Annotated in this window: 21 protein-coding genes; 3 read left to right on the forward strand and 18 right to left on the reverse strand. The window is 74.4% G+C overall.

Translation table 11 applies throughout. From position 1 onward, the window contains the following. Nucleotides 1–18: 18 nt before the first annotated feature. Together GXP74_RS26460 and GXP74_RS26465 are read left to right on the forward strand one after the other, a co-directional pair. The gene (locus GXP74_RS26460) at nt 19–1,473 is read left to right on the forward strand and encodes an MFS transporter (protein WP_225448205.1); all 1,455 of its coding nucleotides are present in this window, start codon (nt 19–21) and stop codon (nt 1,471–1,473) included. A 31-nt stretch (nt 1,474–1,504) separates the two neighbouring features. Beyond that, nucleotides 1,505–2,491: a quinone oxidoreductase gene (locus tag GXP74_RS26465; RefSeq protein ID WP_182453739.1), complete on the forward strand. Its 987-nt coding sequence runs from the start codon at nt 1,505–1,507 to the stop codon at nt 2,489–2,491. 16 nt (nt 2,492–2,507) lie between these two features. Here GXP74_RS26465 and GXP74_RS26470 read toward each other — a convergent pair whose 3' ends face one another. The 18 genes from GXP74_RS26470 to GXP74_RS26555 form a co-directional block, all read right to left on the reverse strand. Beyond that, on the reverse strand, nt 2,508–3,449 hold the full coding sequence (locus tag GXP74_RS26470; RefSeq protein WP_225448206.1) for an aldo/keto reductase family oxidoreductase: 942 nt from the start codon (nt 3,447–3,449) through the stop codon (nt 2,508–2,510). 44 nt (nt 3,450–3,493) lie between these two features. Beyond that, nucleotides 3,494–4,990, reverse strand: a complete 1,497-nt coding sequence (locus GXP74_RS26475) for a GMC family oxidoreductase (RefSeq protein WP_182453740.1) — start codon at nt 4,988–4,990, stop codon at nt 3,494–3,496. Then, nucleotides 4,987–5,895: an adenosine kinase gene (locus tag GXP74_RS26480; protein ID WP_182453741.1), complete on the reverse strand. Its 909-nt coding sequence runs from the start codon at nt 5,893–5,895 to the stop codon at nt 4,987–4,989. The genes GXP74_RS26475 and GXP74_RS26480 overlap by 4 nt, the downstream gene beginning before the upstream one ends. Further along, the gene (gene malQ / locus GXP74_RS26485; protein ID WP_182453742.1) at nt 5,885–8,101 is read right to left on the reverse strand and encodes a 4-alpha-glucanotransferase; all 2,217 of its coding nucleotides are present in this window, start codon (nt 8,099–8,101) and stop codon (nt 5,885–5,887) included. Before malQ ends, GXP74_RS26480 begins: the two co-directional genes overlap by 11 nt. Continuing rightward, complete coding sequence (locus GXP74_RS26490) at nt 8,068–8,994, reverse strand: HAD family hydrolase (RefSeq protein WP_182453743.1); 927 nt, start codon at nt 8,992–8,994, stop codon at nt 8,068–8,070. The genes malQ and GXP74_RS26490 overlap by 34 nt, the downstream gene beginning before the upstream one ends. A 3-nt stretch (nt 8,995–8,997) precedes the next feature. Then, nucleotides 8,998–11,190 (reverse strand): glycogen/starch synthase, encoded by a 2,193-nt coding sequence (locus GXP74_RS26495; protein ID WP_182453744.1) that lies wholly within the window; start codon nt 11,188–11,190, stop codon nt 8,998–9,000. 37 nt (nt 11,191–11,227) lie between these two features. Then, on the reverse strand, nt 11,228–11,809 hold the full coding sequence (locus GXP74_RS26500) for an NUDIX hydrolase (protein WP_225448207.1): 582 nt from the start codon (nt 11,807–11,809) through the stop codon (nt 11,228–11,230). After that, a complete protein-coding gene (locus GXP74_RS26505; RefSeq protein WP_182453745.1) occupies nt 11,806–12,723 on the reverse strand; it encodes a sugar nucleotide-binding protein in 918 nt (305 codons plus the stop codon). The genes GXP74_RS26500 and GXP74_RS26505 overlap by 4 nt, the downstream gene beginning before the upstream one ends. Further along, nucleotides 12,720–13,748, reverse strand: coding sequence for an ROK family protein (locus GXP74_RS26510; protein ID WP_182453746.1), 1,029 nt, complete (start codon nt 13,746–13,748; stop codon nt 12,720–12,722). The genes GXP74_RS26505 and GXP74_RS26510 overlap by 4 nt, the downstream gene beginning before the upstream one ends. After that, on the reverse strand, nt 13,741–14,937 hold the full coding sequence (locus GXP74_RS26515) for a sugar phosphate nucleotidyltransferase (protein ID WP_182453747.1): 1,197 nt from the start codon (nt 14,935–14,937) through the stop codon (nt 13,741–13,743). Before GXP74_RS26515 ends, GXP74_RS26510 begins: the two co-directional genes overlap by 8 nt. Further along, on the reverse strand, nt 14,930–17,035 hold the full coding sequence (locus GXP74_RS26520) for a glycosyltransferase (RefSeq protein ID WP_182453748.1): 2,106 nt from the start codon (nt 17,033–17,035) through the stop codon (nt 14,930–14,932). Before GXP74_RS26520 ends, GXP74_RS26515 begins: the two co-directional genes overlap by 8 nt. Nucleotides 17,036–17,042: 7 nt before the next feature. Next, complete coding sequence (locus tag GXP74_RS26525; RefSeq protein ID WP_182453749.1) at nt 17,043–18,512, reverse strand: hypothetical protein; 1,470 nt, start codon at nt 18,510–18,512, stop codon at nt 17,043–17,045. 2 nt (nt 18,513–18,514) lie between these two features. Then, nucleotides 18,515–19,330, reverse strand: a complete 816-nt coding sequence (locus GXP74_RS26530; protein WP_182453750.1) for an ABC transporter permease — start codon at nt 19,328–19,330, stop codon at nt 18,515–18,517. Next, nucleotides 19,327–20,151 carry an ABC-2 family transporter protein gene (locus GXP74_RS26535; protein ID WP_225448208.1) on the reverse strand — a complete coding sequence of 275 codons (825 nt, stop codon included), beginning with the start codon at nt 20,149–20,151 and terminating at the stop codon, nt 19,327–19,329. The genes GXP74_RS26530 and GXP74_RS26535 overlap by 4 nt, the downstream gene beginning before the upstream one ends. Next, a complete protein-coding gene (locus GXP74_RS26540) occupies nt 20,148–21,176 on the reverse strand; it encodes an ATP-binding cassette domain-containing protein (protein WP_182453751.1) in 1,029 nt (342 codons plus the stop codon). The genes GXP74_RS26535 and GXP74_RS26540 overlap by 4 nt, the downstream gene beginning before the upstream one ends. Beyond that, nucleotides 21,173–22,474, reverse strand: coding sequence for an aspartate aminotransferase family protein (locus GXP74_RS26545; RefSeq protein ID WP_182453752.1), 1,302 nt, complete (start codon nt 22,472–22,474; stop codon nt 21,173–21,175). Before GXP74_RS26545 ends, GXP74_RS26540 begins: the two co-directional genes overlap by 4 nt. Then, nucleotides 22,471–22,902, reverse strand: a complete 432-nt coding sequence (locus GXP74_RS26550) for a cupin domain-containing protein (protein ID WP_182453753.1) — start codon at nt 22,900–22,902, stop codon at nt 22,471–22,473. The genes GXP74_RS26545 and GXP74_RS26550 overlap by 4 nt, the downstream gene beginning before the upstream one ends. A gap of 105 nt (nt 22,903–23,007) precedes the next feature. Next, the gene (locus GXP74_RS26555) at nt 23,008–24,198 is read right to left on the reverse strand and encodes a sedoheptulose 7-phosphate cyclase (RefSeq protein WP_182453754.1); all 1,191 of its coding nucleotides are present in this window, start codon (nt 24,196–24,198) and stop codon (nt 23,008–23,010) included. A gap of 228 nt (nt 24,199–24,426) precedes the next feature. Here GXP74_RS26555 and GXP74_RS26560 point away from each other — a divergent pair, with 228 nt between their 5' ends. Continuing rightward, nucleotides 24,427–26,094 carry a glycoside hydrolase family 13 protein gene (locus GXP74_RS26560; protein ID WP_182453755.1) on the forward strand — a complete coding sequence of 556 codons (1,668 nt, stop codon included), beginning with the start codon at nt 24,427–24,429 and terminating at the stop codon, nt 26,092–26,094. The last annotated feature ends 178 nt before the right edge of the window (nt 26,095–26,272 follow it).

Genomic DNA, 26,272 nt, shown 5'->3' on the forward strand with positions numbered 1-26,272 from the left:
CAAGGGAGATACCAACCCATGACAACCTCGATCTCGGCCTCGACCCCGGTGTCCGCCCCGGTGTCCGCGAAGCCGTCGAACCGACCGGGCACGGGCGCCGCGCCGTCCGGGGACGCCCCCGTCCCCCAGTTGCACACCCGCCTGGCCCTGGCGGCGGTCTGCCTCGGCTTCTTCATGATCCTGCTGGACGGCAGCGCGCTGAACGTGGCGCTGCCCTCCATCGAGCACGACGTGCACGGCTCGATGTCGGCGTTGCAGTGGGTGGTGAACGTCTACACCATCCCGTTGGCCAGCGTGCTGCTCACGGCGGGCAGCATCGCCGACCGCTGGGGCGCGCGGCGGCTGTTCACCTCCTCCCTGCTGGCGTTCACCGTCGCCTCGCTGCTGTGCAGCCTCAGCCCGACGCTGAGCGTGCTGGTCGCCGCCCGGTTCCTGCAGGGCATCGCCGCCGGCGGGCTGCTGCCGACCACGCTGGCCATGATCGCCCGGACCTACCCGGACCCGCTGGAGCGGGCCAAGGCGATCACCATCTGGGGCGCCACCGGTGGTCTGGCGCTGGTCGCCGGACCGCTCGGCGGCGGGTTCCTGACCGACGTGTGGGGCTGGCGCTCGATCTTCATCATCAACGTGCCGGTCGGCCTGATCACCTTCTACCTGGCCAAGCGCTTCGCCCGGGAAACCGCGCGCCGCGACTCCCGGCCCGACCTGCCGGGACAGCTCACCGCCATGGTCTCGCTCTCGGCGGCGGTGGCCTACCTGATCGAGGGCGGACCGCTGGGCTGGGCCGGGACGCTGCCGCTGCTGCTGCTGGCGCTGGCCGTGGTCACCGGGGTCGGCTTCGTGGCCATCGAGCACCGCTCGAAGCACCCGATGCTGCCGCTGGTGATCTTCCGCCGGGCCTCGTTCACCGCGTCCATCACCAACGGCTTCGCCTTCCAGTTCGGCGGCTACGGCATGCAGTTCATGCTCGCCATCTACTTGCAGCAGCACTGGCACGTCAGCCCGCTGCGGACCGGTGTGTACTTCCTCCCGTTCAGCGTCGCCTGGGTGTTCGGCACCATCGTGCTCAACCGGCGGCTGGTCGGGTTCGGCCCGCGGGTGCTGCTGTGGACCGGGGCGCTGTCGTCGACCGTCGGCGCGCTCGTCCTGCTCGGCATCCACGGCCCGTCCACCTGGCCGCTGTTCGTGATCGGTACCGCCCTGGCGGGTCTCGGTTGCGGCGTCTTCTCGCCCAGCCTGAACGCCGCCGCGCTGATGTCGATCGAGCCGGCCTACGCCGGTCTCGGCTCCGGGGTGCTGAACACCGCCCGCCAGGTCGGCATGGCCATGGGCGTCGCGCTGCTGGGCTCGCTGATCGCCATGAACAACGCGCTGACCGGCCTGCGGATCGGCGCGGCGACGGTGGCGGTGTGCTTCGGCGCGATCGTGCTGCTCAGCCTGCGTTACGTGCCGCGCAAGTCCAAGACCGCCTGACCGTGTTGACGTTCCCTCAAGGAGCAAGCTGATGCGTGCGGTTGTGGCCGAGCGCCATGGTGGCCCGGAGGTGCTGGCGGTGCTCGGCCGCCCCGAACCCGAGGTCGGCCCGGAGCAGTTGCTGGTCCGGCTGGCCGTCGCCGGGGTCAACTTCAAGGACCTCAACGAGCGGGAGGGGCGGACCGCGCTGCGCGCCCCGCTGGTCCCGGGCAGCGAGGGGGTGGGCACGGTGGTCGCCACCGGTGGCCGGGTCACCCGGTTCGCCCCCGGCGACCGGGTGGCCTGGTGCGCGGCGCCGGGCAGCTACGCGGAGCGGGTGCTGGTCCCGGAGCGGGCCGCCGTGGCGGTACCGGCCGGGGTGACCGACGAGCAGGCCGCCGCGGTGCTGCTGCAGGGCCTGACCGCGCACTACCTGACCGAGTCGACCTATCCGGCCGGGGCGGGCGAGACCGCCCTGGTGCACGCCGCGGCGGGCGGCCTGGGGCAGCACCTGGTGCGGCTGCTGGCCGCGCGCGGCGTCCGGGTCATCGGCACGGTCTCCAGCCAGGACAAGGCCGACACCGCCAGGGCGGTCGGCGCACAGCACGTCGTGGTCCGCCGCCCGGGCCGAGCTGGTGACGAACTCACCTCGGAGGTAAACGAACTGACGGATCATCACGGTGTCGATGTGGTGTTCGACCCGGTCGGCAGGGACACTTTCGACGCCGGGGTGGCGGCGCTGCGGCGGCGGGGCACCTTCGTACTGGTGGGGGCGGCCTCCGGGCCGGTCCCCCCGCTCGACCCGCAGGCGCTGGCCCCGCTCGGCTCGCTGTTCCTGACCCGGCCGACCCTGGCCGACCACACCGCCGATCCGGCGGAACTGGCCGCCCGGGCCGCCGACGTCTTCCGCTGGCTGCGCGACGGGACGCTGGCGGTCAGCGTCAGCGGTCGCTACCGCTTCGACCAGGCCGCCCAGGCCCACGCCGACCTGCAGGGCGGCCGGACCACCGGCAAGCTCCTGCTGTACCCCACCGGCTGAGCCCGGGCCGCCCCGGCTACGGCAGCGGCTTGCCGCGGGCGGCGATCCACAGCGCGTACCACTCCTCGTGGCTGAGGTCCGGCGGGAGCTGCGCGTCCCGGCAGGCGTGGATGCGCTCCGGGCGAGAGGTACCGATGACCGGGACGATTCCGGCTGGGTGGCGTCGCAGCCACCACAGCAGGATCGTCTCCGGGGTGGTCCCCTTCCGCTCGGCGAGTTCGGCGGTCAGCGTCCCGGCCGGGGAGGGCTCGGAGCCGGTGAACCGGCCCTGGGCCAGCGCGCCCCAGGCCTGGAGCTGGATCCGGTGCGCCGTGCAGTACTCCAGGGTGCCCACCGGGAACTCGTAGCCGCCCGCCGCCGGGGTGTTCAGCAGCACCCCGGACTCCACCCAGTCCCTGCGCGCCAGGCTCATCTCCAACTGGTTGACCAGCAGCGGCAGTTCCGTCTCCCGACGGAGCTGCTCGACCTGTGCCGCGCCCATGTTGGAGACCCCGAACTGCCGTACCAGGCCCTGCCGGTGCAGCGACTCCAGGGCCTGCGCGACGTCCCGCGGATCGGCCAGCGGGTCCGGCCGGTGCAGCAGCAGCACGTCGAGGACGTCGGTGCGCAGCCGGGCGAGGCTCTCCTCGACCCGGCGCACGATGCTGCTCCCGCGCAGGTCGTAGTGGCCGGGGTGGTCGCCGTCGGGCAGCCGGATGCCGCACTTGGTCTGGAGCACGATCCGCTCGCGCAGACCCGGTGTCCGGGCCAGCACCTCGCCGAAGACCGCCTCGGACTTGCCGTACCGGTAGATGTCGGCGAAGTCGAAGGCGGTGATCCCGATCGCCAGCGCGGCCTCCACGGCGGCCTCGGCCCGGTCGAGGTCCCGCGCGGTCCACGGCTCCTGGTCCCAGCCGCCGCCGAGCCCCATGCCGCCGTAGACCAGCCTGCTGTCGCGCAGGTCAGGGTGCAGTGTCATGTTCCTGTCCTCCCTCTCCTCGGAATGTGACGCCATCGCGGGGGCTAGCCAATCACGGCGTCGGCCAGCATCTCGGCCACGGCCAGCACCGGGAACTGGGTGTTGGCCGCCGGGACGGTCGGCAGCACCGAGGCGTCGGCCACCCGCAGGTTGGCCACCCCGCGCACCCGGCCCTCCCCGTCGACCACGGCCGTCGGGTCGTCCGCGGGACCCATGGCGCAGGTGCCCACCGGGTGCCAGTACGTACCCAGCCCGGCCCGGAGCTGCTGGTCGGTCAGCGAGTCGGCCGGGCTGCCCTGGAGCGGCGCCACCAGCGGGCGCAGCGCCGCCGAGGCGGCCAGCCGCCCGACGATCCGCAGCCCGGAGCGGAGCACCGCCAGGTCGTGCCCGGCCGGATCGGTGAGGAAGCCCGGGTCGATGGTCGGCGGCGCCTCCGGGTCGGCCGAGCGCAGCCGGACCGAGCCCCGGGAGTGCGGCTTCATCAGGAAGGCGGAGATCCCGGCCTCGTACTGCCCCGGCGGCAGGCTGCCGTACAGCGGCGGCCCGGCGACCGGCAGGATGTGCAGGTCCCAGCTGTCCTGCGGGCAGAGCTCGCTGGCGGCGCGGACCAGCATCCGGCTGACGTAGAGCTCCGCCGCCGCCTCCTTGGCGGCCAGCGCGGCGTTCAGCTGCCCGGTGGGGGCCAGCGGGACGAATACGCCGGGCTGGTCGGACAGGTTCGCGCCCACCCCGGGCAGGTCGAGCCGGACGCCGACGCCGATGTCCCGCAGCTGCCCGGCCGGTCCGATGCCGCTGCGCAGCAGCAGCGCGGGCGAGCCGAAGGTGCCGCAGGCGACCAGGTAGCTGTCGGCGGCCAGGGTCACCGGGGCGCCGTCCACCAGGATCCGGACGCCGTCGACCCGGCCCGCGACCAGGTCCAGCCGGTCGGCGGTCGCGCCGCTGACGATGGTCAGGTTCGGCCGTTTCCGGACGGTCTCGTCCAGGTAGCCGAAGGCGGCGTTCCAGCGCAGCCCGTCCACCGCGTTGAGCAGCGGGGTGCCGCTGCCCGGGCCGCCCGGGGCGGCCATGTCCACCCGCTGGTAGCCGAGTTCGGCGGCGCCGGCCAGGGCGGCCCGGCTCCACGCCGAGTGCTCGTGGTCCGGCACCGGGCGCAGCCCGATCCCGCCCGCCGCCCGCCGCCGGTAGCGGTCCATCGCCGCGGCCGTCCAGCGCTCGCCGCCGGCCCGGGCCCACTCCTCGTGGTCGGCCGCCGAGCCCCAGGTGTTCCAGCAGCCGTTCACGCAGGAGGAGCCGCCGAGGATCCGGGCCCGGACCCGGTGGGCGGGCGCGTGCCGCTCCCAGACCTCGTCGCGCGGCAGGGCTCGGGCGTTCAGCACCTTGGCGGGCCAGTCCCGCCGTCGCGGGCCGTAGTCCCGGCCCGCCTCCACCAGGCAGACGGAGCGGTCCGGGTCCTCGCTGAGCCGGGCCGCGAGCACGCAGCCGGCCACTCCCCCGCCGAGCACCAGCACGTCGTAGCCGGTGCGTTCCGGTACGCCGGTCACACGGCCTCCAGTTCGGCGGCGCGGGCGAGCAGCGCCTCGCGGGTGATGAAGTCGGCCCGGTGCGCGGGCACCGTGCAGGCGAACGCCCCGGCGATGGCGCCGTACCGGCCGCAGCGCGGCAGCGGTTCACCGCCGAGCCAGCCGAACAGGAACCCGGCGGCGAAGGCGTCGCCCGCGCCGTTGGAGTCCACCACCGGCCCGGGCGGCTCGACCGCCGGTACGTGGGTCACCTCGCCGTCCGCGAGCACCAGCGCGCCGGCCGCCCCGGCGGTGGCCACCACCAGCTGCGCCCGTCCCCGGTCCACGATCTGACGCATCGTCACTTCTGGTTCGGCGAGCGCGGTGGCGGAGACGAAGACGATGTCGGCGTCGTAGCCGAAGGCCTCGTGGTAGGGGTTGACGCCGTCCCAGTTGTGCAGGTCGGTGGAGATGGTGAGCCCGGCCTCGCGCAACGCGGGCAGGGCGAAGGCGCAGGGGTAGGTGATCGAGACGTGGGCGTGGCGGCTGACCGCCGCCAGCGCCGCGACCGTCTCCGGCGGCAGCCGGTCCGCCGCCCGCGAGCGGCTGTCGTCGTACAGCGACAGCCGCAGGCCGTCCGGGCCGACCAGGTTCACCGCGCGCTTGGTGCCCCCGGGCAGCGGGACGGCGGTCAGCGCCACCCCCCGGTCCCGGTGCAGCGCCCGGATCAGCTCCCCCGGGTGGTCGTCGCCGAGCATGTCCAGGTGGTGCGTGCGCAGGCCCAGCGCGTGCGTGCCGAGGGCGACGAAGTCGCCGGTCTGCCCGGCGCGGGTCTCGATCGCGGGCACCATGTAGCTGTCGGCGAACGGCAGCGGCAGCTCGGGGACGTACGCGATGGTGTCGGCCCCGGAGCCGCCCAGGACGAGGACGTCGGTCTCAGTGCTCATCGGTGCTCTTTCTCGGTTCGGTGCTGTCGGTGGTGTCGGCGTAGATCCGGGCGACGGCCCTCGGGCCGGGCGCCGCGGTCAGCTGGTCGAGGGCCAGCGGGCGCCCGTCGGCGTCGGCGACCGGCAGCCGCCAGTTCGGGTACTCGTCCACGGTGCCCGGCAGGTTCTGCGGGCGGCGGTCGCCCACGGTGTCCGGCAGCCAGACCCCGATCATCCGGGCCGGGGTGAGCGCCAGGAACCGGTGCAGGGCCAGCACGTCCGGCCCCGGCCGCGGCCCCTCGGCGGTCTCCGGCGGCGGTTCGTCGGCCGGTTCGGGGCGGGCTCCGGCCCGGGCCAGCTCGTCCAGCCAGGCCGCGCGCTCGGCGGCGGCCGCGGCGGCGGCCCGCTCCGCCGGTTCGGCGAGCAGGCCGAGCCGGTCGTGCAGCCGGATGTGCTCGCCCTCCAGCCAGGCAGCGGTGGTGGGCAGGTCGTGGGTGGTCAGCGTGGCCACGCAGTCCGCGCGCCACTGCTCGGCGGGCAGCGGACCGGTCCGCCGCTCGGAGCCCCCGGCGTACTCGAACCGCAGCACCGAGGTACCGAGGATGCCCCGGTCCCGCAGTTCCTCGCGGACGCCCGGTTCGACCGTGCCCAGGTCCTCGCCGATGACCATGCTGCCGGTGCGGTGGGCCTCCAGCGCCAGTACCCCGAGCATCGCCTCGTGGTCGTAGCGGACGTACGCGCCCTCCGCCGCGGGCGCCCCGGCCGGGACCCACCAGAGCCGGAACAGGCCCATGATGTGGTCCAGCCGCAGCGCGCCGGAGCGGCGCAGGGTGCCGCGCAGCACCTCGGCGTAGGGCGCGTACCCGGCCTCGGCGAGGGTGTCCGGACGCCAGGGCGGCAGCCCCCAGTCCTGCCCGTGCGGGTTGAAGTCGTCCGGCGGGCAGCCGACGGTCATCCCCTCGGCGAGGTAGTTCCGCAGGCTCCAGGCGTCGGCGCCCTCGGGGTCGACCCCGACCGCCAGGTCGTGGACCAGGCCGATGCCCATCCCGGCGTCCGCCGCCGCCCGCTGGGCGGTGGCCAGTTGCTCGTCGGCGAGCCAGCTCAGCCAGCTGTGGAAGGCGATCCGGGGGGCCAGCTCGCGGCGGGCGGCGGCCACCGCCGGTCCGTCCGGGGCGCGCAGCCCGGCGGGCCAGGAGCGCCAGCGGGTGCCGTGCACCTCGGCCAGCGCACACCAGGTGGCGAAGTCCCGCAGCCCGGCGCCCTCGCGGGCGAGGTAGCGGCGGTGGGCGGCCTCGCGGGCGGTGCTGCGCGGGACCAGGTGCAGCAGTTCCAGCGCCTCGCGCTTCAGCGCCCACACCGCCGCCCGGTCGATCAACTCGTCCTCGCGCAGCACGCCCTCGCGCAACCGCGCGGCCCGCGCGGTGAGTTCGTCCAGCCGGGCGCGCGCGGCGGCGTCCAGCGACTGGCTCTCCGGCACGGCCTCGATCCGCAGGTTCACCGGGTCGGGGAAGCGGCGGCTGCTCGGCCGGTACGGCGAGGGGTCGGGCAGTTCCCCGGGCACGTACGCGTGCAGCGGGTTGAGCTGGAGGAACCCGGCGCCGAGCCGACCGGCCCAGCGGGCCAGACCGGCCAGGTCGCCCAGGTCGCCCATGCCCCAGGAGCGTTCCGAGAGCACCGAGTAGAGCTGCACCAGGAAGCCCCAGTCGCGGCGCCCCGGGGTGGCCAGCCGGGTCGGCGCGACCAGCAGCGGGGCGGTGGCGGTGCGCCCGCCGTGCTCGGCGTGCAGGGTGTGCCGACCGACCGGGAGCCCGGCGAGTCCCCGGTCGGTGCCGGTGAGCGGGGTGCTCCGGCCGTCCTCGGTGGCCACCCGGAGCACCGCGTCCGGCGGCAGCCCGGGCAGCCGGGTGCCCCGCCCGGCGCGGACCACCACGGACGGCGGCAGCAGCCGCCGCGACCGGGACCGCTGTTCGGCGGCCAGCGCCTCGCGCAGGGCGCCGGGGGTGGCCGCGTCGACGCCGAGCGCCGCGAGCACCGCCCGCAGCGTGTCCGGCGAGGCCGGGACGTGGCGGCCGAGGTCGGTGGTGTAGCCGGTGGCGACGCCGTGCAGCCGGGCCAGCTCGGCCAGCTCCGGCGGGACCGCGGACGGCGTCACCGGGGACGGCGTCACCGGGGGCGGCGTCACCGGGGGCGGCGTCACCGGGGGCCGGACGCGGTCGGGCTCGGGCATGGCGTGCTCTCCTCGTACTGGGTCACGGACTCGGTGGTGCTGCGGTCGGTCGCGGGGAAGAGGCGGTCGGTCGCGGGGAAGAGGCGTTCCAGCACCGCTGCCACGCCGTCCCGCTCGTTGTCCGGGGCGATCTCGTCGGCGCGGTCGCGCAGGTCCTGGTGGGCGTTGCCCATGGCCACGCCGTACCCCGCCCAGTCGATCATGGGGATGTCGTTCGGCATGTCGCCGAAGGCGATGGTGTCGGCCGCCTCGAAGCCGAGCCGCGCCGCCGCCAGCGCCAGGCCGGTCGCCTTGCTGACCGAGGCCGGGAGCAGCTCGACCAGGTTCTCCCCCGAGTGGGTGACCGCGACCTGTCCGGCGCAGACGCGCTCGGCCAGCCGGGCCATCCGGTCGTCGGTCAGCCCCGGATGCCGGATCAGGACCTTCTCCACCGGCTCCGCCCACAGCTCGGACGCGTCGGCGGCGAGCCGCCAGCCGTGCCGCAGCCGCTCCGCGAAACCCGCCGTGACCAGGAACCGCCCGTCCAACCCGGCGGTGACCACCGCGAGTTCCAGCGGCCCGGTGAGGGCGGCGATCCGGCCGACCAGCTCGCGGACGACCGACCGGTCCAGCGGGACGGTGACCAGCAGCCGGTCGGCGTCCGCGTCGTACAGCTGCGCGCCCTGGCCGCAGACGGCCAGGCCCCGGTAGCCGAAGCGGCGCAGGATCTCGCGGCAGCCGCCGGCCGGTCGGCCGGTGACCACCAGGTGGCGGGCCCCGGCCGCGCCCACCCGGTCCAGCGCGGCCCTGGTCCGGGCGGAGACGCTCTGGTCGCCGCGGAGCAGCGTGCCGTCGAGGTCGGTGGCCACCACCGAGAAGCGGCGCCCGGCGGTACCGGGTCTGTTCGCGGACATCGGTCAGGCCGCCCTTTCCCGGCCCGCACCCGCGCCCGCCGAGGGCACCGGCAGGCAGTCGGCGACCGGCAGTTCGTCCCAGGCGGCACGGCCGCTGCGGAGCCGCAGCAGGAAGACCAGGCTGTCCGGCGGCGTCTCCGGCGGCAGCACCGCCCGGAACGCGCCGCCGGTGCGGACCATCCGCCGTTCGCCGTCGGGGAGCAGCAGCAGCACGCTGTCGGCGTGCGGCAGCCGGTACTCGATCCGCCAGCCCTGGTCCAGGCGTTCCACCCGGCAGCGTCCGCGCAGCAGCGCGGTCAGCTCGTCGTCGTCGAGCGCCGCCGCCAGCTCCTGGCAGCGCGGGAAGTCGCCGCGCTGGTAGGCGGCCTCGAACAGCCGCCGCAGTACCGGCGGTCCGACCGGGGCGCAGCGCCGGTAGGCCTCCAGGTCGCCGCGTTCCTCGGCGGCGCGCAGGATGTGCCCGCGACCGGCGATCCAGTCGGTCGGGGAGACGGCGTCGAACCAGCCGTAGCCGGCCGCGCGTTCCACGCTGAGCCCGGGCAGCTCCCCGGCGGCAGCGGCGGCGAACCGCGGCAGCCGGGCGTCGGCGGCCTCGCGCCAGGTGAACCGGTGGGCCAGGGCCCTGGAGTTGGCGGCCAGTCGGCGGTACTCCGGCTGGTCCTCCCGGTACACCCGGACCGCCTCGTGGACGCGTTCCACCAGCGCGCCGAAGAGCAGCGGGTCGTCCTCGGTGAACGAGCGGGGCACCGAGAAGCCGGTGGCCCGCGGGTCCTCGCGCGGGAGTTGGTGCCGGTAGTGGCTGGTGACCTCCTGCGCGGTGCCGATCGGGACCGCCCCGCAGGCCATCAACTGGCCCTGGGCGATGAGGAAGGAGTCCAGCTCGAACTTGGACGGGAAGAGGCAGAAGTCGGCCGCGGTCGCCTCCCGGTAGAGCAGGTCCTCGTCCGCCATCGTCCAGTCCAGCCGGACCCGGTCCGGGTAGCGGTCGGCGATCTCCTGGAAGCTGCGGTCGCCGACCCGGCTGACCACGCCCTCGCCCCCGGCCGCCATCGCGCAGCGGATGACGAAGTTGACGTCGGGGTCGACCGCGAGCACCGCGTCGATCGCCCGGAACAGTTCGACCTGGCCCTTGTGGTGCACCGAGAAGCGGGCGACGTGGTAGAAGGTCGGCAGGCGCGGGTCCAGGCCGAGTTCGCGGAGCACCGCCGCCCGGTCCACCGAGGCCGGGTCGCGGCGCAGCCACTCCTCCGGGACGGCGCAGCCGCCGACGAACTGCTTGGCGGCGGTGGCCTTGACCGTGCGGGACACCGCGAGCCGCTGGTAGGCGAGTTCGAAGGGGGTGTCCCGGAACGCCGAGTAGAAGTCGCGCTGACCCGGCGTCAGGAAGTCGATGAGGTCGCAGGTTTCGGCGATCAGCGGGAAGTAGCCTATATAGTCCCGACCTTGATGCTCCGTCAGGTGCGTGCTGGGCAGGTGCGCCGCCATCGCCTCGGCCAGGGCGCCGTCGGCGGGCGGGTCGGCGTACCCGTCCAGGTCGGTGTCGGCGCCGAACAGCCCCAGCAGCCGCTGGAGTTGCGGCCGGTAGAGCTTCTGGTTGATCGGCATGTTGCTGGCCACCGTGCTGACCACCAGGTAGCGCGGGTCGGGCCGCAGCACCGGCGGCACCAGGTAGTGGTAGTACGGCTCGTAGGCCTGCACGATGACGGGTTCGGGCGTCGCGGACCCGGCCGGGTCCGGCTCCGCGCCGAACCAGGTCCGCAGGAAGCGCAGGCCGCTCACCTGGAACGCCAGCGGCTTGAAGAACGACAGGTCGACGCCCTCGTCGGCGCGCGGCGGGTAGATGCGTTCCGGCAGCAGGTCCAGGTACTCGTCGGAGAGGAAGTAGAGGTCGACCCCCTGGTAGCGCAGCCGGTACGCCCGGGTGGTCAGCGACAGCTCGGTCTCGGGCTCGTGCCCGGGCCAGACCTCGGGGTCGAGCACCAGCGGGACCCGGTGCCGGTCGAGGTAGTCCAGCTGCTCCAGGCCGTAGGTGGCCCGGAGGTGGTCGAGGCAGCCGTGCGCGGGGGTGACCACGGAGACCCGGTGGCCCTGGTCGGCGTACTCCCGGGCCAGGTTCCAGACCAGCGAGGCGAGGCCGCCGCGCATCATGCGGACGTCGAACCCCACACTTTCGAAGGCGAATGTGACGATGTGCACCGTCGGGCTTTCCTCTCTCGTCGAGCTGGTCGAGACCTCAGCGCGGTTCACCGGGGACCGGGCCCGGGGCGTGCAGGCCGAGTAGCGTGAAGGCGGCCAGGGTCGCCGCGTCGGTGATCCGTCCGCCGAGGACCAGCGACCGCCACTGGTCGGGGTCGACCCAGCGCTGGCGCATGTCCGCCTCGGTGGCCTCGCGCTCCGGCGGACCCGCCGTCAACTCCTCGGCCAGGAACACATGGCAGCCCTGGCTGGCGTAGCCGTAAGCCACGTGCACCAGGCCCAGGTACCTCATCCGCTCCGCGCGCAGGCCGGTCTCCTCACGCAACTCGGCTCGGGCGAGCGCGAGTTGCTCCTGGTCCGGCGGCCCTGCCGGGGGCGTGTCCGGGTGGTCCTGCGGCCAGGAGCCCTGGGGGAACTCCCAGAAGCGTCCGCCGACCGGGTAGCGGTACTGCTCCACCAGGTGCAGCCGCTCCCCCTGCCGGGGGATCACCAGCGCGTAGTCGGGCTTGTCCACCACGCCGTACTGGCCGGCGGAGCCGTCGGCGCGCCGGATGTCGTCCTCGCGCACGCTCATCCAGGCGTTGCGGTAGACCTCGCGGGAGCGCAGGGTGCGGATCACCGGGCGGCCTCCGGCGCGGCGGCCAGCAGGGTACGGACGCCCTCGGCCACACCGCGCACCCGCAGCCCGGTACCGGCCAGGAAGGCGCCGAGCCGGTTGCTGGTCAGGCAGGTGTTGGCGGGTCTGCTGGCGTAGCGTCCGGCGGCGCGCGGACCGCGCACCACCAGCTCGCGCGGGGCGCCGAGGCCGTCGGCGATCGCCTCGGCCCAGTCCGCGCGGGAGATCCGGTCCGGGCCGCCCAGGTGCAGCAGCTCCGGCGTGCCCGGCGCCAGCGCGGCGGCGGTGACCGCGGCCACGTCCGCGACCAGCACCGGCGTGGTCCACTGGTCCTCCGGCGCGGCCACCGGTTCGCCCGCGCGCAGCCGGTGGGCGCAGGCGGCGAAGTAGTTGAGCCACTTCGCCGCGCCCTCCGGCTCCCAGCCGTAGACCAGGCTCACCCGCAGCACGGTCGCGTCCGGGGCTTCCCGGACCACCCGCTCGGCCCGCAGCTTGGCCCGGCCGTAGGCGTTGGCCGGGGCGGTGGGCGTCGCCTCGTGGTTCTCCGGCGAGCTGCCGTCGAAGACGTTGTCGGTGGAGACCAGCAGCAGCCGCCGGTCCCCGGCGGCGGCCACCAGGTTGGCCGCCGCACCGGCGTGCAGCTCGGCCGCGCGCTCCGGGTCGGCCTCGCACCAGCTCACGTCGGACGGGCCGTGCACCAGCACCAGGTCGTCCGGGGCGACCGAGCGCACCACCCGGGCGCAGGCCGCCGGGTCGGCCGCGTCCAGCGGGACCCAGTCGGCGGTCCCCGACGACGGCGGCCGACGGGAGGCCAGCACCGCGCCGCCGCCCCGCTCCGCGATCCGGTCCGCCACCGCGCGCCCGACGAAACCGCTGCCCACGATCAGGGTGCGGCCGCCGTGTCCGTCGCCGGTCACAGCGCCACCGCCTGCCGGACGCCGGTACGGGCGGCGAGCAGCCGCCCGGCGCCGATCAGGCCGTGGTCGTCGTCCGGGACGCCGAGCACGACCATCCGCTGGACCTCGGCCTCGGTCAGGCCGAAGCAGCCGAGCCGGGCCACCTCCTCGGTGAGGTAGCGCGCGTACAGCGGTCCGACGGCCAGCGCGAAGCCGCCCATCACCACGAAGCGGCGCACCCCGATCGCGGTGAACAGCGAGGTGACCGCCGAGGCCAGGTGGACCAGGCCGGTGCGCAGCACCGCCGTGGCGAACGCGTCCCCGGCCCGGATCGCCTCGACCAGCGCGGCGTTGTCCGGCCGCTCGGGGTCGGCGGCGACCTGGGCCAGCCGGGAGCCGGCGTAGCCGGCCGGGTCGGCCCGGGCGGCGGCGCGGACGGCGGCCTCCATCGCCCGGCCGGAGGCGACCGCGCCCAGGTGGCCGCGCCCGCCGCAGTCGCACAGCGGCGCGTCGGGCGAGCGGTCGCAGGTCCAGTGGCCGAACTCGCCGCCGTGGCCGTCGGCGTCCAGCAGCACCTCACCGGAGCGGAAGACCTTGCCGCCGATCCCGGAGCTGACCGTGAGCAGGCAGAACTGCTCGCCGGTGGCGTCCGGGTCGGCGTAGCGCCAGACCGCCGCGGTGATGTCGTTGACCACGGCCACCGGGACCCCGAGCCGCTGCTCCAGCAGCGCGGCCAGCGGCAGCGGTTCGCCCCGGCCGCCCCAGATCGTGGGCGCGGCCAGGACCCGGCCGTCGGCGGTGACCGGTCCGGCGAAGGCCACGGCCACCGCGCTGCTGCCGTGCCGCGGCAGGGCCGCGGCCAGCAGTTCGGAGAGCTGGTCGAGCACCCGCTGCTGCGACAGCGGCACCGGCGCGCCCGGGTGGCGGGCCATGCCCGCGGTCGGGATCCGCCGGACGTCGCCGAGGACGCCCGCGACCGGGTCGTAGCGGGCGACCCGCAGGGTGGTGCCGCCGATGTCCACGACGGTGAAGGCAGGTTCAGACACGGGCCCCTCCTCGGGCTGGACGGGTCTCGGCGTCACGCGTTTCGCAATCCGGGGCGTTCGGGTCCGGGGCGTGCGGGTCCGGGGCGTGCGGGTGCGGAGTGTGCGGGTGCGGGGTCTCGACCTGCTGGACGAAGCCGTCCTCCAGCACGATCGCGGAGTCGATCTCGGTGTCGGGCGGGACGCTCGCCCCGGGCAGCAGCACGCTGCGCCGGACCACCGCGCCCCGGCCGATCCGGACTCCGGGGAAGGCCACGCTCTGCTCCAGCAGCCCGTGGTTGACCAGGTCGGCGGGGACCACCGCGCGCCGGACACCGGGGGCGGACGCCACCAGTCGGCGGTCCACCCCGGGCGCGACCGTCCACGGGATCTCGGCCACGGTCAGCGGCGCGGCCTCGCCGACGGCGGCCAGGTGGGCCCGGTGGTAGCGGTCGACCGTGCCGATGTCCTCCCAGTAGCCGCGCACCCGGTAGCCGCCGATCCGCTCGCCGCCCGCCAGCATCGCCGGGATCACGTCCCGGCTGATGTCGTGCTGCCAGCCGGTGCCGTCCAACTGCTCCAGGTACCGGTGCAGCACGCCCGCGTCGAAGACGCAGAACGCGGCGAAGACCAGGTCGCTGGTCGGTTCGTCGGGCTTCTCGACGAAGGAGGTCAGCTGCCCCCGGTCGTCGAACTCCACCATCCCGAACAGGTGCACGTACCGCCGTTCGATGCGCTGGTAGGCGACGGTCAGCGCGGCGCCACTGGAGCGGTGCTGGGCGATCAGCGGGCCGTAGTCGAACAGGTAGACGTGGTCGGCGTGCAGGACCAGCACCTCGCCGGTGCCCGGGGCGAAGACGTGGGCGGCCTTGCGGATCAGCGCGTCGGCGGTGCCGCGCTCGGGCGGCCCGACCGGGTGTACCGGCGCCGTCGGCGGCCCCTCGGCGTAGGCCTGGTCGTACGGGCCGAAGTGCACCCGGAAGCCGGGCCGCCACCAGGTCCGGCGCAGGTCGTCCATCAACCGGCGCTCCTCGTACTGGGAGAGCAGCAGCACCTCGCCCAGGCCCGAGCGGGCGGCGTTGGCCAGCGAGAAGTCGATCAGGCGGCAGCCGCCGCCGAAGGGCACCAGCGGCTTCAGCCGACCGGCCCCCAGCCTGCCCATCCTGCGCCCCTCGCCCCCGGCGAGCAGCACCGCGCGCACCCCGTCAGCCACGGCGCACCGAGTCCCACGCCGTCCGGCCGGAGCCGAGGGTGAGCAGCAGGTGCAGCTCCTGGTCCTCGGACTCGGGCAGCGGGCCGGTGAAGACCCCGCCGACCCGCTCCAGCCGGTGCACCGCCACCTGTCCCCGGCCGCCGACCGCCGGGGCCGCGGTGACCAGCTCGACCCGCTCGGCCTGCGGCATCCGGTACTCCACCCGGCCGTCGCCGGTCCGGCAGCGGCCGTCCAGACGGGCGCGCAGGTCCGGGGCGGTGTCGGCGGTCTGCTCGCAGCGGGCGAAGTCGGCCCGTGCCCAGGCGGCCTCGAACAGCGTCCGGGCGGTGTCGGCGTCGAGGTCCCGGCAGCGCCGGTAGACCTCGGCGTCGCCGAGCCGGGCGGCGGCGGCCGCGATCTGCTCGCCGTGGCCGGGCCAGGCCTCGGCGGGCAGCAGGTCGAACCAGCCGTGGCGGAGCAGCCGCTCCACCGTCAGTTCCGGGGTCCGCCCGTCCCACAGCCGGGTGAACGCCGCCAGGTGCTGGTCGGCGGCGCGCTCCCAGGTGAAGCCGCGGGCGTTGGCCACCGCGTTGGCGGAGAGCCTGCGGTACTGCTCCGGCTGTTCGCGCAGCAGCCGCGCCGCCGCCCGGATCCGCTCGGCCAGCGCGTCGACCAGCAGCGGGTCGTCCTCGGTGAAGGAGCGGTTGACGGCGAAGCCGGTGGCCCGGTCGGCGTCCGGGCCGTGCAGCGGGTCGGCGACGTGGCCGAAGTGGGCCATGCCCAGCTGGGCGGTGGCGATCGGCACCGCGCCCGCCGCCATCGCCTCGCCCTGCGCGATCAGGAAGGTGTCCATCTCGAACTTGGACGGGAACAGGCAGAAGTCCGCGCTCACCGCGTACTCGGCGATCCGCTTCTCGTCCACCCGCTCCCACTCCAGGTGGATCCGGTCCGGGTAGCGGGCGGCCACCTGATGCGGGTACGGGTCGGCGATCCCGGCGTCGCTGATGCAGCGCAGCACGAAGTTGGCCCGCAGCCCCTCGCCGAGCACCCGGTCGACCGCCCGGAACAGCTCCAACTGCCCCTTGTGGTTCACCGCGTAGCGCGCGTTGTGGAAGAAGGTCGGCAGCTCCGGGTCGAGTCCGAGGCCGCCCAGCACCGACGCCCGGTCGGCCTGCGGCAGTCGGCCGGAGGTCCAGGCGTCGCCGACGGCGCAGCCGCCGACGAAGGACTTGTGCGCGTTGCGGCGCACCGTGCGGTACACCGGCAACCGGGTGAACAGCTGCTCGAACGGGGTGTCCGCGAAGTCGGTGTAGAACTCCTGGTGCCCGGGCGAGAGGAAGTCCACCAGGTCGGCGTGCTCGGCCATCAGGTCGTAGACCCCGACGTGGTCCGGGCCGTACTCGTAGTGCAGGTGGGTGAGCTGCTGGTAGCCGCTCATCACCGAGCCGTGCGGGTCGAGCGGCGGCACCGGGTCCGGGACCGGCGCGGCGGCGCCGCCGAGGAACTCCAGCAGCCGCTCCACCTTGGGCCGGTACACCTTCTTGGTGATCGGCATGTTGCTCTGCACGGTGCCGACCACGTGCTTGCTGGGGTCGTCGCGGAAGGCGGCCGGCATCAGGTAGTGGTAGTACGGCTCGTGCGCGTGCACCACCGCCCGCTCGTCGGCGAACTGCTCGCGGATGAACCGGATGCTGTCCACCTGGTAGCCGAGCGGCTTGAAGAAGACCAGGTCGCGGCCCTTGGCGTGGTACGGCGGGTAGAAGCTGTCGGGGAGCTGGTCGAGCAGGTCGTTGGAGAGGAAGTACAGGTCCACGCCCTCCAGCCGGAGCCGGTGCGCGGTGGTGGTCAGCGGGATCCGCACCTCGGCCGGGAAGCCCTCGCCCCAGGTCTGCGGGTCGAGCACCAGCGGCAGTTCGTACTGGTCGCGGTAGGGCAGGGTCTCCAGCTCGTGCAGGCGGCGCAGGTCGTCGAGGCGGCCGTGGGCGGGGGTGACGATGGAGACCCGGTGGCCCTGCGCGGCCATGGAGCGGGACAGGTTCCACAGGTAGACGGAGGTGCCGCCCTGGATGAAGCGGTGGTCGAAGCCGCCGCACTCGAAGTAGGTCTCGATGATGTGCATGGGTGGTTCAGGCCTCCACGGCGTGCCGCAGGTTGATCGCCGCGTGGTAGGCGCGGTCGTGGGCGTAGGCGTAGGCGAGTTCGTGCACCAGGCGGCGCAGCCGGAACATCCGCCAGGCCGGGTGCCCGGCCAGCTCCACGCCGCCGCCCTCGCGTCCGGCGGCGGTGTAGCCGTCCAGCAGCAGCCCGGCGACCGCGGCGGACCACAGCTGCGCGGTGCCGCGCAGCCGCTCCAGCGCCGCCAGCCGCTCGGGCGTCCAGCCGGGGGTGTCCGGCGGCGCGCCGGCCGCGCACAGCAGCGCGGTGCGGCAGGTCTCGTCGCTGTCCAGGTCGAGCACGATCGCCGCCTGGTGGGCCAACTCGTCGGCGGTGAAGCACTCCAGGCCCCGGAGCAGCCCGACCAGGTCCTGCCAGGGCGACTGCGCGGAGGTCGGGTCGTCCGGGTCGAGGACCGGCGTGGACAGGTCGATCACGCACATCTCCCAGCCGCCGGGGGTCTCCCGGCGCAGGAAGTGCGACAGGTGCAGGTCGCCGTGGCTGGGGCCGGACGGCGGTGGCGCCAGGGGCAGTTCGCGGACCAGCGCCGCCTCCCGGTCCAGCGCGGCCAGGGCGGCGCGGCGGACGGCCACCGGGAACCGGTCGTCGGCGAGGATCCTCGGGCGCAGCTCGGCGGTCCGCGCGGCGGTCCCGGCGTGGTAGCCCTCGGCCGGGAACTCCGGTGCCGGGCCCAGCCGCTGGGCCAGTTCCCGGTGGAAGTCGCGGAGGAACCGCCCGGCCCCGCGCAGCGGTTCGGCCAGCCGCTGCCGCGCCGCCGCCACCGCCCGCTCCGGGGCGAGCCCGTCGGCCACCGGCTGCCACAGTCCGCGCAGGCTGTCCCGCAGCGGGACGTCGAGGCCGTCGCCCGCCGCGTAGGCGTAGACCACGCCGAGCGGTTCCAGCCGTCCGGTGCCAGGTTCGCGGTAGCCGTAGTCGCCGACCAGCCGCTGGGTGCGCCCGCCGGGGGCCATCAGCCGCAGCAGTTCCGGCTCCCGGTTGCCGGTGTCGAGCCGCCGGTAGGTCTTGTGGGCGTGCGCGGCCCCGCCGAGGTCGACCAGGGTGAGCGAGTTGGAGGACCAGCCCGGGTCGAACGGCAGTTGGCCGCGGAAGTCCGCCGGGGCGCCGTGGAACTCGATCCGGCCGCCCCGGGCGGTGGGCAGCCGCAGCCCCTCGGCCAGTGCCCGGACCACCGCCCGGTCGTAGTCGGCGGCCCCGGCCGCCTCCGGGCCCCGGCCGTGGTCGGCGACCGGCACGAACCAGCGGCTCGGCTCCCCGCCGACCGGGGCCACCAGCAGCAGCCGGAACTCGCCGAGGGCGGCCTGGTCGAGGACGTCGAACCGCCGCGCGGCGCGCCCGTTCCCGTCCATCCACGGCGCCCGTCGCAGCAGTTCCGCCAGTCGCGGCGGGGCACTGCCGAGCAGCAGGGTGTCCAGTCCTTCCATGGTCAGCTCCCGGTCATCTCGTAGCGGTCCACGCCCCGGTGCCAGGTGGTCAGCGCGAGCGCCGCCAGGGCGGCGGTCACCACGGGCAGCCAGGGCAGCAGCCCGGTCCGTCCGAAGACCAGGTAGGACGCGGGGACGTAGGCGGTGAAGGCGTAGGGCAGTACCCAGGTCAGCAGCCACCGCAGGGAAGGTTGGTAGAGGTCCAGCGGGTACCCAGCGAAGTCGCCGAGCTGGCCCGCCGCGTAGAGCGCCGGGAAACTGTTGGTGGTCCAGAACGACAGCGAGGCGAACAGCGTCTTGATGGACGCCAGGATCACCGCGCCGCAGAGCACCAGCAGCGGCGCCAGCACCAGTTGCAGCGGCGTCAGCCGCAGCCGCAGCCCGTCGGCGGCGTACCAGGTGATGCCGATCCCGGTGGCCAGCTCGCCGAACGCGTCCGGGTACAGGAAGCGCTCGGAGAGCAGCGTGAACAGCGGGTTCACCGGCCGGATCAGGTACCGGTAGAAGTCGCCGGACTGCACCAGCCGCCGGGCCAGGATCCACATCTGGTCGGTGAACAGCCGGTCCAGGCCGCGCGGCAGCAGCGAGAACCCGAGCAGGAAGAGCACCTGCCGGTAGTCCCAGCCGCCGATCACCGACACCTGCTGGAAGACCATCGCCACCACCAGCAGCTGGCAGCCGACCCGGGCCAGGAACCCGCCCGCGCCGATCAGGAAGTCCATCCGGTACTCGGTCAGCCGGTGCAGGCTGACCCCGCTCAGGTACCAGGTGAGCCGGGTGTACCGGGCCGCCGTCGCGGCGGCGCCGCGCGCGCTCATCCGCCCAGCACCTCCACCCGGCGTACCGCGCGGCGCCAGGCCAGGGCGGTGAGCAGCGACATCCCGGCGGTCCAGGCGGCCTGCCCGGCCAGGATCTCCGCCGCCTCGGCCGGGCCCTGGTACTCGCCGAGCAGCAGCCGCAGCGGGCTGTCCACCAGTCCGGCGAACGGCAGCAGCCGGGCGGTGGCGGCCAGCGGTCCGGGCATCAGGCTGATCGGCACGACCTGCCCGGCGAGCAGCGCGACCAGGCAGTCCTTGACGATCCGGATGCCCCAGATGTTGGTGGTGGCGAACCCGGCGAGGCCGACCAGCAGGTTCACCTCGAACGCGATCACCATGGCGAGCAGCGAGGACGCGGTGAACAGCAGCGCGTCGCCCGCGCCCGGCCGTTGCAGCGGCAGCAGCCCGGCGTACAGCAGCACCACCGGGCCGCCCACCAGTCCGGCGTTGACCAGCGAGACGGGCACCCCGGCGCAGAACCGGGTGAGCGGGTAGCTGACCGGCCGGATCAGCGAGACCGCGATGTCGCCGCGCTGGATCTCGCCGGAGACCTCCTCGTCGACCCGGTTCGCGTGCAGCAGCCCGAGCACCTGCGCCAGCAGCACGTAGGTGGTGATCCCGGCGCGGTCGAAGCCGCCGGGCCCGGAGCCGCTGTCCCCGTTGTAGACCGCCCGCCACAGGAAGACCTGGAGGCTGACGGCGGTGGTCGCGGTGAGCGCGTTGACGAAGAAGGTGGAGCGGTAGCGCAGCATCGTCTGCAGGCTGCCGACCGCGAACGGCGTGTAGCGGCGCAGCCCGGCGAGCCCGGTGGCGGCGCTCACGCGGTACTCCCCTGCAACTCGTCCGGGCGCCCGGCCTGGCCCGCGTAGATCCGGCGCAGCACGGTCTCCAGGTCCGGTTCCGGGGCGAAGCAGTCGGTCAGTTCGAAGTGCTCCAGCAGGAAGGACATCACCTGCTGCGCGGTCCAGCGCCCGGCCGGGTACTCGACCTTGATCCGGCCGCCCTCGACCGCGCTGGCCCGCACCGCGTCCAGACCCGACTCGATCAGCGCGACCGCCCGCTCCGGCGGGACACTGCCGCTGTGGTCGAACAGCACGGCCCGGGTGTCGGCGCTGCGCAGCAGTTCGTGCATGGTGCCCTGGTGCACCACCGTGCCGTGGTCGACCACCAGTACCTGGTCGCAGATGGCGGTGATGTCGCCGATGTCGTGGCTGGTCAGCATGACGGTGGTGCCGAGCTGCTGGTTGGCCCGGTTGACGAGTTCCCGAACGGCCTCCTTCAGCACCAGGTCGAGGCCGATCGTCGGCTCGTCCAGGAACACCACCGCCGGGTCGTGCAGCAGGCTGGCGGCGACCTCGGCGCGCATCCGCTGGCCCAGGCTCAACTGCCGGACCGGGGTGGTGCCGAGGGCGCCGAGGTCGAGCAGTTCCTCGTAGGTGGCCATGTTGCGGTGGTAGACCGGGTCGGGTATCTCGTAGATGCGGCGCAGGATCCGGAACGAGTCCAGTACCGGCAGGTCCCACCAGAGCTGGCTGCGCTGGCCGAAGACCACGCCGATGTTGCGGGCGTTGCGGCCGCGCTCACGGTGCGGGTCGAGCCCGGCCACCCGGCACAGGCCGGAGGTGGGGCGCATGATGCCGGTGAGCATCTTGATGGTGGTGGACTTCCCGGCGCCGTTGGAGCCGATGTAGGCGACCTTGGTCCCGGCCGGGATCGAGAAGGAGACCCCGGAGACCGCGCGGACCGTCCGGTGGCTGCGGCTGAACAGCGTGCGCAGGCTCCCGGCCAGGCCGGGGCGCCGGTCGTGCACGGTGAACTCCTTGACCAGGTCCTCGGCGACGATCACCGGTGGGCCTCCGTCGCCTGTTCCAGCGCCCGGCCGAGCAGGGTCAGGCCCTCCTCCAGCAGCGTCCGGTCGATGGTGAACGGCGGTGCCAGCCGGATGACGTGGCCGCCGACCGAGGTCCGCAGGCCCAGGTCGAGCGCGGCCAGGTAGACCGCCCGGGCGAGCTCCGGCGCGGGCTCGCGGGTGGCCGGGTCGCGGACGAACTCCAGCCCGTGCAGCAGCCCGAGTCCGCGCACGTCGCCCAGCACCGGGAAGCGGGACCGCAGTTCGGCGAGCCGTTCGTCCATCAGCGCGCCCAGCGTGCGGACCCGGGCGATCAGCGTGTCCCGGGCGACGACCTCCAGCGTGGCCCGGGCCGCGGCGATGCCCAGCGGGTTGTTGGCGTAGGTGGAGGCGGTGGAACCGGCCGCCGCGGCCCGGGGGTGCCGCAGCACCGAGGACCGCCCGGCCAGCACCGCGAACGGGAAGCCCGAGGCCAGGCCCTTGGACAGGGTGACCAGGTCGGGCTCGATGCCGAACCGCTCGCAGGCCAGGAAGGTCCCGGTGCGGCCGCCGCCGGTCAGCACCTCGTCGGCGACCAGCAGCACGCCGTTGTCCCGGCAGGTGTCGGCGATCCGCTCCCAGTAGCCGGGCGGCGGCACGATCACCCCGGCGGCGCCCAGCACCGGCTCGAAGACCAGCGCCGAGACGTTGGGCTTCTCGGCGATGTGGCGGCGCACCAGCCCGGCGCAGCGCACCTCGCAGGAGGGGTACTCCAGGTCCAGCGGGCAGCGGTAGCAGTACGGCGAGTAGCCGAGGACGCTGTTGCCGGCGTGCGCCTGGTTGCCGATGTCCCAGTGCACCAGCATCCGGGCTCCCTGGGTCTTGCCGTGGAAGCCGTGCCGCAGCGCCCCGATCCGGTTGCGTCCGGGCTCGGCGACGGCCTGCACCGCGCGCAGCGCGGCCTCGACCACCTCGGCGCCGGTGGAGAAGAAGGCGTAGGTGTCCAGTTCCTCCGGCAGCAGCCGGGCCAGCAGTTCGCAGAGCGCGGCCCGGTCCGGGGTGGCCGAGTCGTGGACGTTCCACAGCCGGGCGGCCTGCTCGGTCAGCGCCGCCACGACCTCCGGCGGGCAGTGCCCGAGCGACTGGGTCAGCGTCCCGGCGGCGAGGTCGATGTACTGGTTCCCGTCGAGGTCGGTGAGGACCGCGCCGCGGCCCTCGACGAAGACCCGGCGGCCCAGCGCGGACTCCTCGGACGCGCCGGGGGCCAGGTGCGCGGCCTCCCGGTGCAGGAGTTCCTCCTGGCGCGGCCCGGTCACCGCGGGTCCCCCTCGGCGGTGCCGAGCGGGCCCAGTTCGAACACCAGCAGGTGCAGGTCGGTACCGGCGTCGTTGCGCAGCCCGTGCTCGCCCCACGGACGGTTGCGCACCACGTCGCCCGCCCGCACCGGGAACTCCGCGCCGTCCAGGGTCATCCGGCCGCTGCCGGTCAGGATCACGTAGGTCTCCTCGTCGTCGCCGTGGCGGTGCCGCCCGATCGAGGTGCCCGGCGGCAGCACCACCAGGTCGATGAAGGCGATCGGGGGCCGGGGCCCGTCCGGTCCGCCGCGCTGGTAGGCGCGGTGGGCGAGGATCGACCCCTCGCCGCCGTGGTCCTCGGTGACCAGGCGCAGCAGCCCCTCGTGCAGGTTGGAGACCTGCCTGCGGGTCACCCCGGCTGCCGCCCCGGCTGGTTCGGTCGGGCTCATCTGGGCGCTGCTCCTGTTCTGCGGTGGTACCGCCGTGCGGTCGCGGACCCGTGGTACGGGGCCCGCCTCGGTGCTCCGGGGGGGGTCAGCGGGGTGCCTTGCCCCTCAGTGGCTGACGGCCATGGGGCCGGAGCGCTGCTCGGGCGGCCGGACCGCGAGCGCGTCCAGGGCCTCCTCCAGGGCCGCGGCCGGTACGTCCTCCAGGTCGTCGACGAAGGCGGCGGCGCCGATGCCGACCGGCACCACCAGGTGCAGCCGCCGTCCGCGCCGTTCGTAGGACGCCAGCAGCGCCTGCCGCATCAGCTCCGGCGTGCAGGTCCGCGGGTCGTGCACGGGCAGGCCGAGGCCGGAGATCAGCCGGACGATCCGCTCGCAGTCCTCGGCGCCGAGCAGGCCGAGCACCCGGGCGAGTTCGGCGGAGATCGCCATGTCGATCGCGACCGACTCGCCGTGCGCGATCCGGTAGCCGCTGGCGGTCTCGATCACCGGGCCGAAGGTGTGGCCGAAGTCCACCAGCCGGGCCAGGTCGTGCTCGCGCAGGTTGGGGCAGAGCTCGCGCAGCATCAGTTCCATCGCGCTGCGCAGCACGTAGTCCTGGAGTTGCGGCAGCGGCTGCCGGAACACGTCGGGGTGCTCCTCCAGGACCTGGAACAGCCGCGGGTCCTTGATGATCGCCATCTTGGCGGTCTCGCCGAGGCCGCAGCGGATCTGCCGGTCGGGCAGGGTGCGCAGGAAGGCCGGGTCGTTGATCGAGGCGTGGGCCGGGTGGTAGGCGCCCAGCATGTTCTTGGTGCCGAGGGCGTTGACGCCGGTCTTGACCCCCACACCGACGTCGATCTGGCCGACCAGGGTGGTGTTCACCTTGATGTAGCGCAGGCCCCGTCCGTAGATCGCGGCGGCGAAGCCGACCAGGTCGCAGGTGACGCCGCCGCCGACGGCGATCATCACCCCGCGCCGGTCGAGGCCGGACTCCTTGGCCACGGCGCAGATCTCCTGCACCGACTCCATGGTCTTGTGCCGCTCGCCGGTGCGGATCACCCGCACGCTCCAACTGCCGTCAGCCAGACGGGCGGTGAGGTAGCGGCGGAGCCGCTCCCCGTACAGCCGGTCCACCGTCGGGCCGAGGAAGGCGATCACCCGGCGGCCCTCGCAGTAGTCCGCGAGCAGGGGGTTGTCCGGCGAGAGGACGTCCTCGGTCAGGTCCACCCGGTACCCGGTCCCCTCCGGGGCGAGCAGGTCGAATCCGCCCTCGTCAGCGTGCACGCCCGGCTCGGGCGATGGCCTGTGACCTGTCAACAGCGCTCCTCGGGTGGGCCGGTGGCAACCGGACTCGGCAACCGGACTCGGCGTCAACTGACTGTGCCGGGGGGCAAGTCAAACACTTTGATCCACTTGTCTGCAAGACGCTTCAGAGACTTTCAGCAAATTGTTGCAGCCGTACGTCCACGGTGGAACCATCGACTGCTGCCCGTGGAACCGCCACGGCGCCCGCCGCACCGGCCCGAGTCCCGAAGGACACCCCCCATGACCCTGACCGCAGACACGAGCCCACCGCCCGCACCCGGCCAGCTCCCCGGCGCCGACGGCGACTGGTGGCGGGGCGCCGTGGTCTACCAGGTCTACCCGCGCAGCTTCGCCGACGGGAACGGCGACGGCATCGGCGACCTCAGCGGGATCCGCGACCGGCTCGGCTACCTCAGGGACCTGGGCGTGGACGCGGTCTGGCTCTCCCCGATCTACACCTCGCCGCAGGCCGACGGCGGCTACGACGTCGCCGACTACCGCACCGTCGACCCCTGCTACGGCACCGTCCGCGACGTGGAACTGCTGGTGGCGGACGCCCACGCGCTGGGCCTGCGGGTGATCACCGACCTGATCCCGAACCACTGCTCGGACCAGCACCCGTGGTTCCTGCGGGCGCTGCGCGAGGGCCCCGGGTCACCCTCCCGGGCCCGGTTCCACTTCCGCCCGGGGCGGGGCGAGGGCAACGCGCAGCCGCCCAACGACTGGCTGTCGCTGTTCGGCGGTCCGGCGTGGACCCGCACCGTGAACCCGGACGGCAGCCCCGGCGAGTGGTACCTGCACCTGTTCACCCCCGGCCAGCCGGACTTCAACTGGGACTCCGGCGCCGTCCGCGACGAGTTCCGCTCGATCATGCGCTACTGGCTGGACCGGGGCCTCGACGGCTTCCGGGTCGACGTGGCCCACGGCCTGGTGAAGGCGCCCGGACTGCCCGACGTGGGCCACTCGGAGGCGGTCCCACTGCTCGGCGGGAACCGCGTCCCCTACTTCGACCAGGACGGCGTGCACGAGATCTACCGTTCCTGGCGCACCGTGCTGGACGAGTACCCGGGTGGCCGGATCGCCGTCGCCGAGGCCTGGACCAAGACCCTGGAGCGCTCGGCCAGGTACGTCCGCCCCGACGAACTGCACCAGGCCTTCAACTTCAAGTTCCTCAGCGCCCCTTGGGACGCCACCGGGCTGCGCGACCTGATCGGGCGCTCGCTGGACGCCATGTCCGCCGTGGACGCCCCCACCACCTGGACCCTGTCCAACCACGACGTGGTCCGCCACGCCAGCCGCTACGCCTGCGGCGACCCGGGGCGCGGCCTGCGGCGGGCCCGCGCGGCCAGCCTGCTGATGCTCGCCCTGCCCGGCTCCGCCTACCTCTACCAGGGCGAGGAGCTGGGCCTGCCGGAGGTCACCGACCTGCCGGACGAGGCCCGGCAGGACCCCTCCTTCCTGCGCAAGGACGGCGGCAACGGGCTGCGCGACGGCTGCCGGGTGCCGCTGCCGTGGTCCGGCGACCAGCCGCCGTACGGCTTCGGCGCGGCCGTCGGCGGGCCCAGCTGGCTGCCGCAGCCCGCGCACTGGTCGGCGCTCAGCGTGCAGACCCAGGCGGGCGACCCGGCGTCCACCCTGGAGCTCTACCGGGCGGCGCTGGCCCTGCGGCGGCGGCACCCGGCGCTGGGCGCGGGCACCTCGGTGCGGTGGCTGGACCTGGCCCCCGGACTGCTGGCGTTCCGCCGGGACAGCCCGCGGGGCTCGCTGGTGTGCGTCGCCAACACCACCGGGGCGCCGGTCCGGACCCCGAGCCCGGGACGGCCGCTGCTGGCGTCCGAGGCCCCGGTGGCCGACGGCGCCGAGGTGCTGCTGCCGGCCGACAGCGCGAGCTGGTGGCAGGCGGACTGACCCGGCCCGCGGGTCCGGCCGGACAGACGCCCATACCACCGCCGCACACCGGCAAACGGAACATCCGGCTCATTACAGAAAGCGTATTCAGAAGTTTTCAGAAATTTCTTCCAGCTTCTTGACCCTGATACCGGATCAGGGGAATCGTATGACCCGCTCACCGGGCCGCTTGTGCGGG

Origin of the sequence: Streptacidiphilus sp. P02-A3a (assembly GCF_014084105.1) — a bacterium.
Classification (GTDB): domain Bacteria; phylum Actinomycetota; class Actinomycetes; order Streptomycetales; family Streptomycetaceae; genus Streptacidiphilus.

Coding starts and splice junctions, on each gene's coding strand:
- GXP74_RS26460 (WP_225448205.1), top strand. CDS start 19: ATGACAACCTCGATCTCGGCCTCGACCCCGGTGTCCGCCCCGGTGTCC.
- GXP74_RS26465 (WP_182453739.1), top strand. CDS start 1,505: ATGCGTGCGGTTGTGGCCGAGCGCCATGGTGGCCCGGAGGTGCTGGCG.
- GXP74_RS26470 (WP_225448206.1), bottom strand. CDS start 3,449: ATGACACTGCACCCTGACCTGCGCGACAGCAGGCTGGTCTACGGCGGC.
- GXP74_RS26480 (WP_182453741.1), bottom strand. CDS start 5,895: ATGAGCACTGAGACCGACGTCCTCGTCCTGGGCGGCTCCGGGGCCGAC.
- malQ (WP_182453742.1), bottom strand. CDS start 8,101: ATGCCCGAGCCCGACCGCGTCCGGCCCCCGGTGACGCCGCCCCCGGTG.
- GXP74_RS26490 (WP_182453743.1), bottom strand. CDS start 8,994: ATGTCCGCGAACAGACCCGGTACCGCCGGGCGCCGCTTCTCGGTGGTG.
- GXP74_RS26520 (WP_182453748.1), bottom strand. CDS start 17,035: ATGCACATCATCGAGACCTACTTCGAGTGCGGCGGCTTCGACCACCGC.
- GXP74_RS26525 (WP_182453749.1), bottom strand. CDS start 18,512: ATGGAAGGACTGGACACCCTGCTGCTCGGCAGTGCCCCGCCGCGACTG.
- GXP74_RS26530 (WP_182453750.1), bottom strand. CDS start 19,330: ATGAGCGCGCGCGGCGCCGCCGCGACGGCGGCCCGGTACACCCGGCTC.
- GXP74_RS26550 (WP_182453753.1), bottom strand. CDS start 22,902: ATGAGCCCGACCGAACCAGCCGGGGCGGCAGCCGGGGTGACCCGCAGG.
- GXP74_RS26560 (WP_182453755.1), top strand. CDS start 24,427: ATGACCCTGACCGCAGACACGAGCCCACCGCCCGCACCCGGCCAGCTC.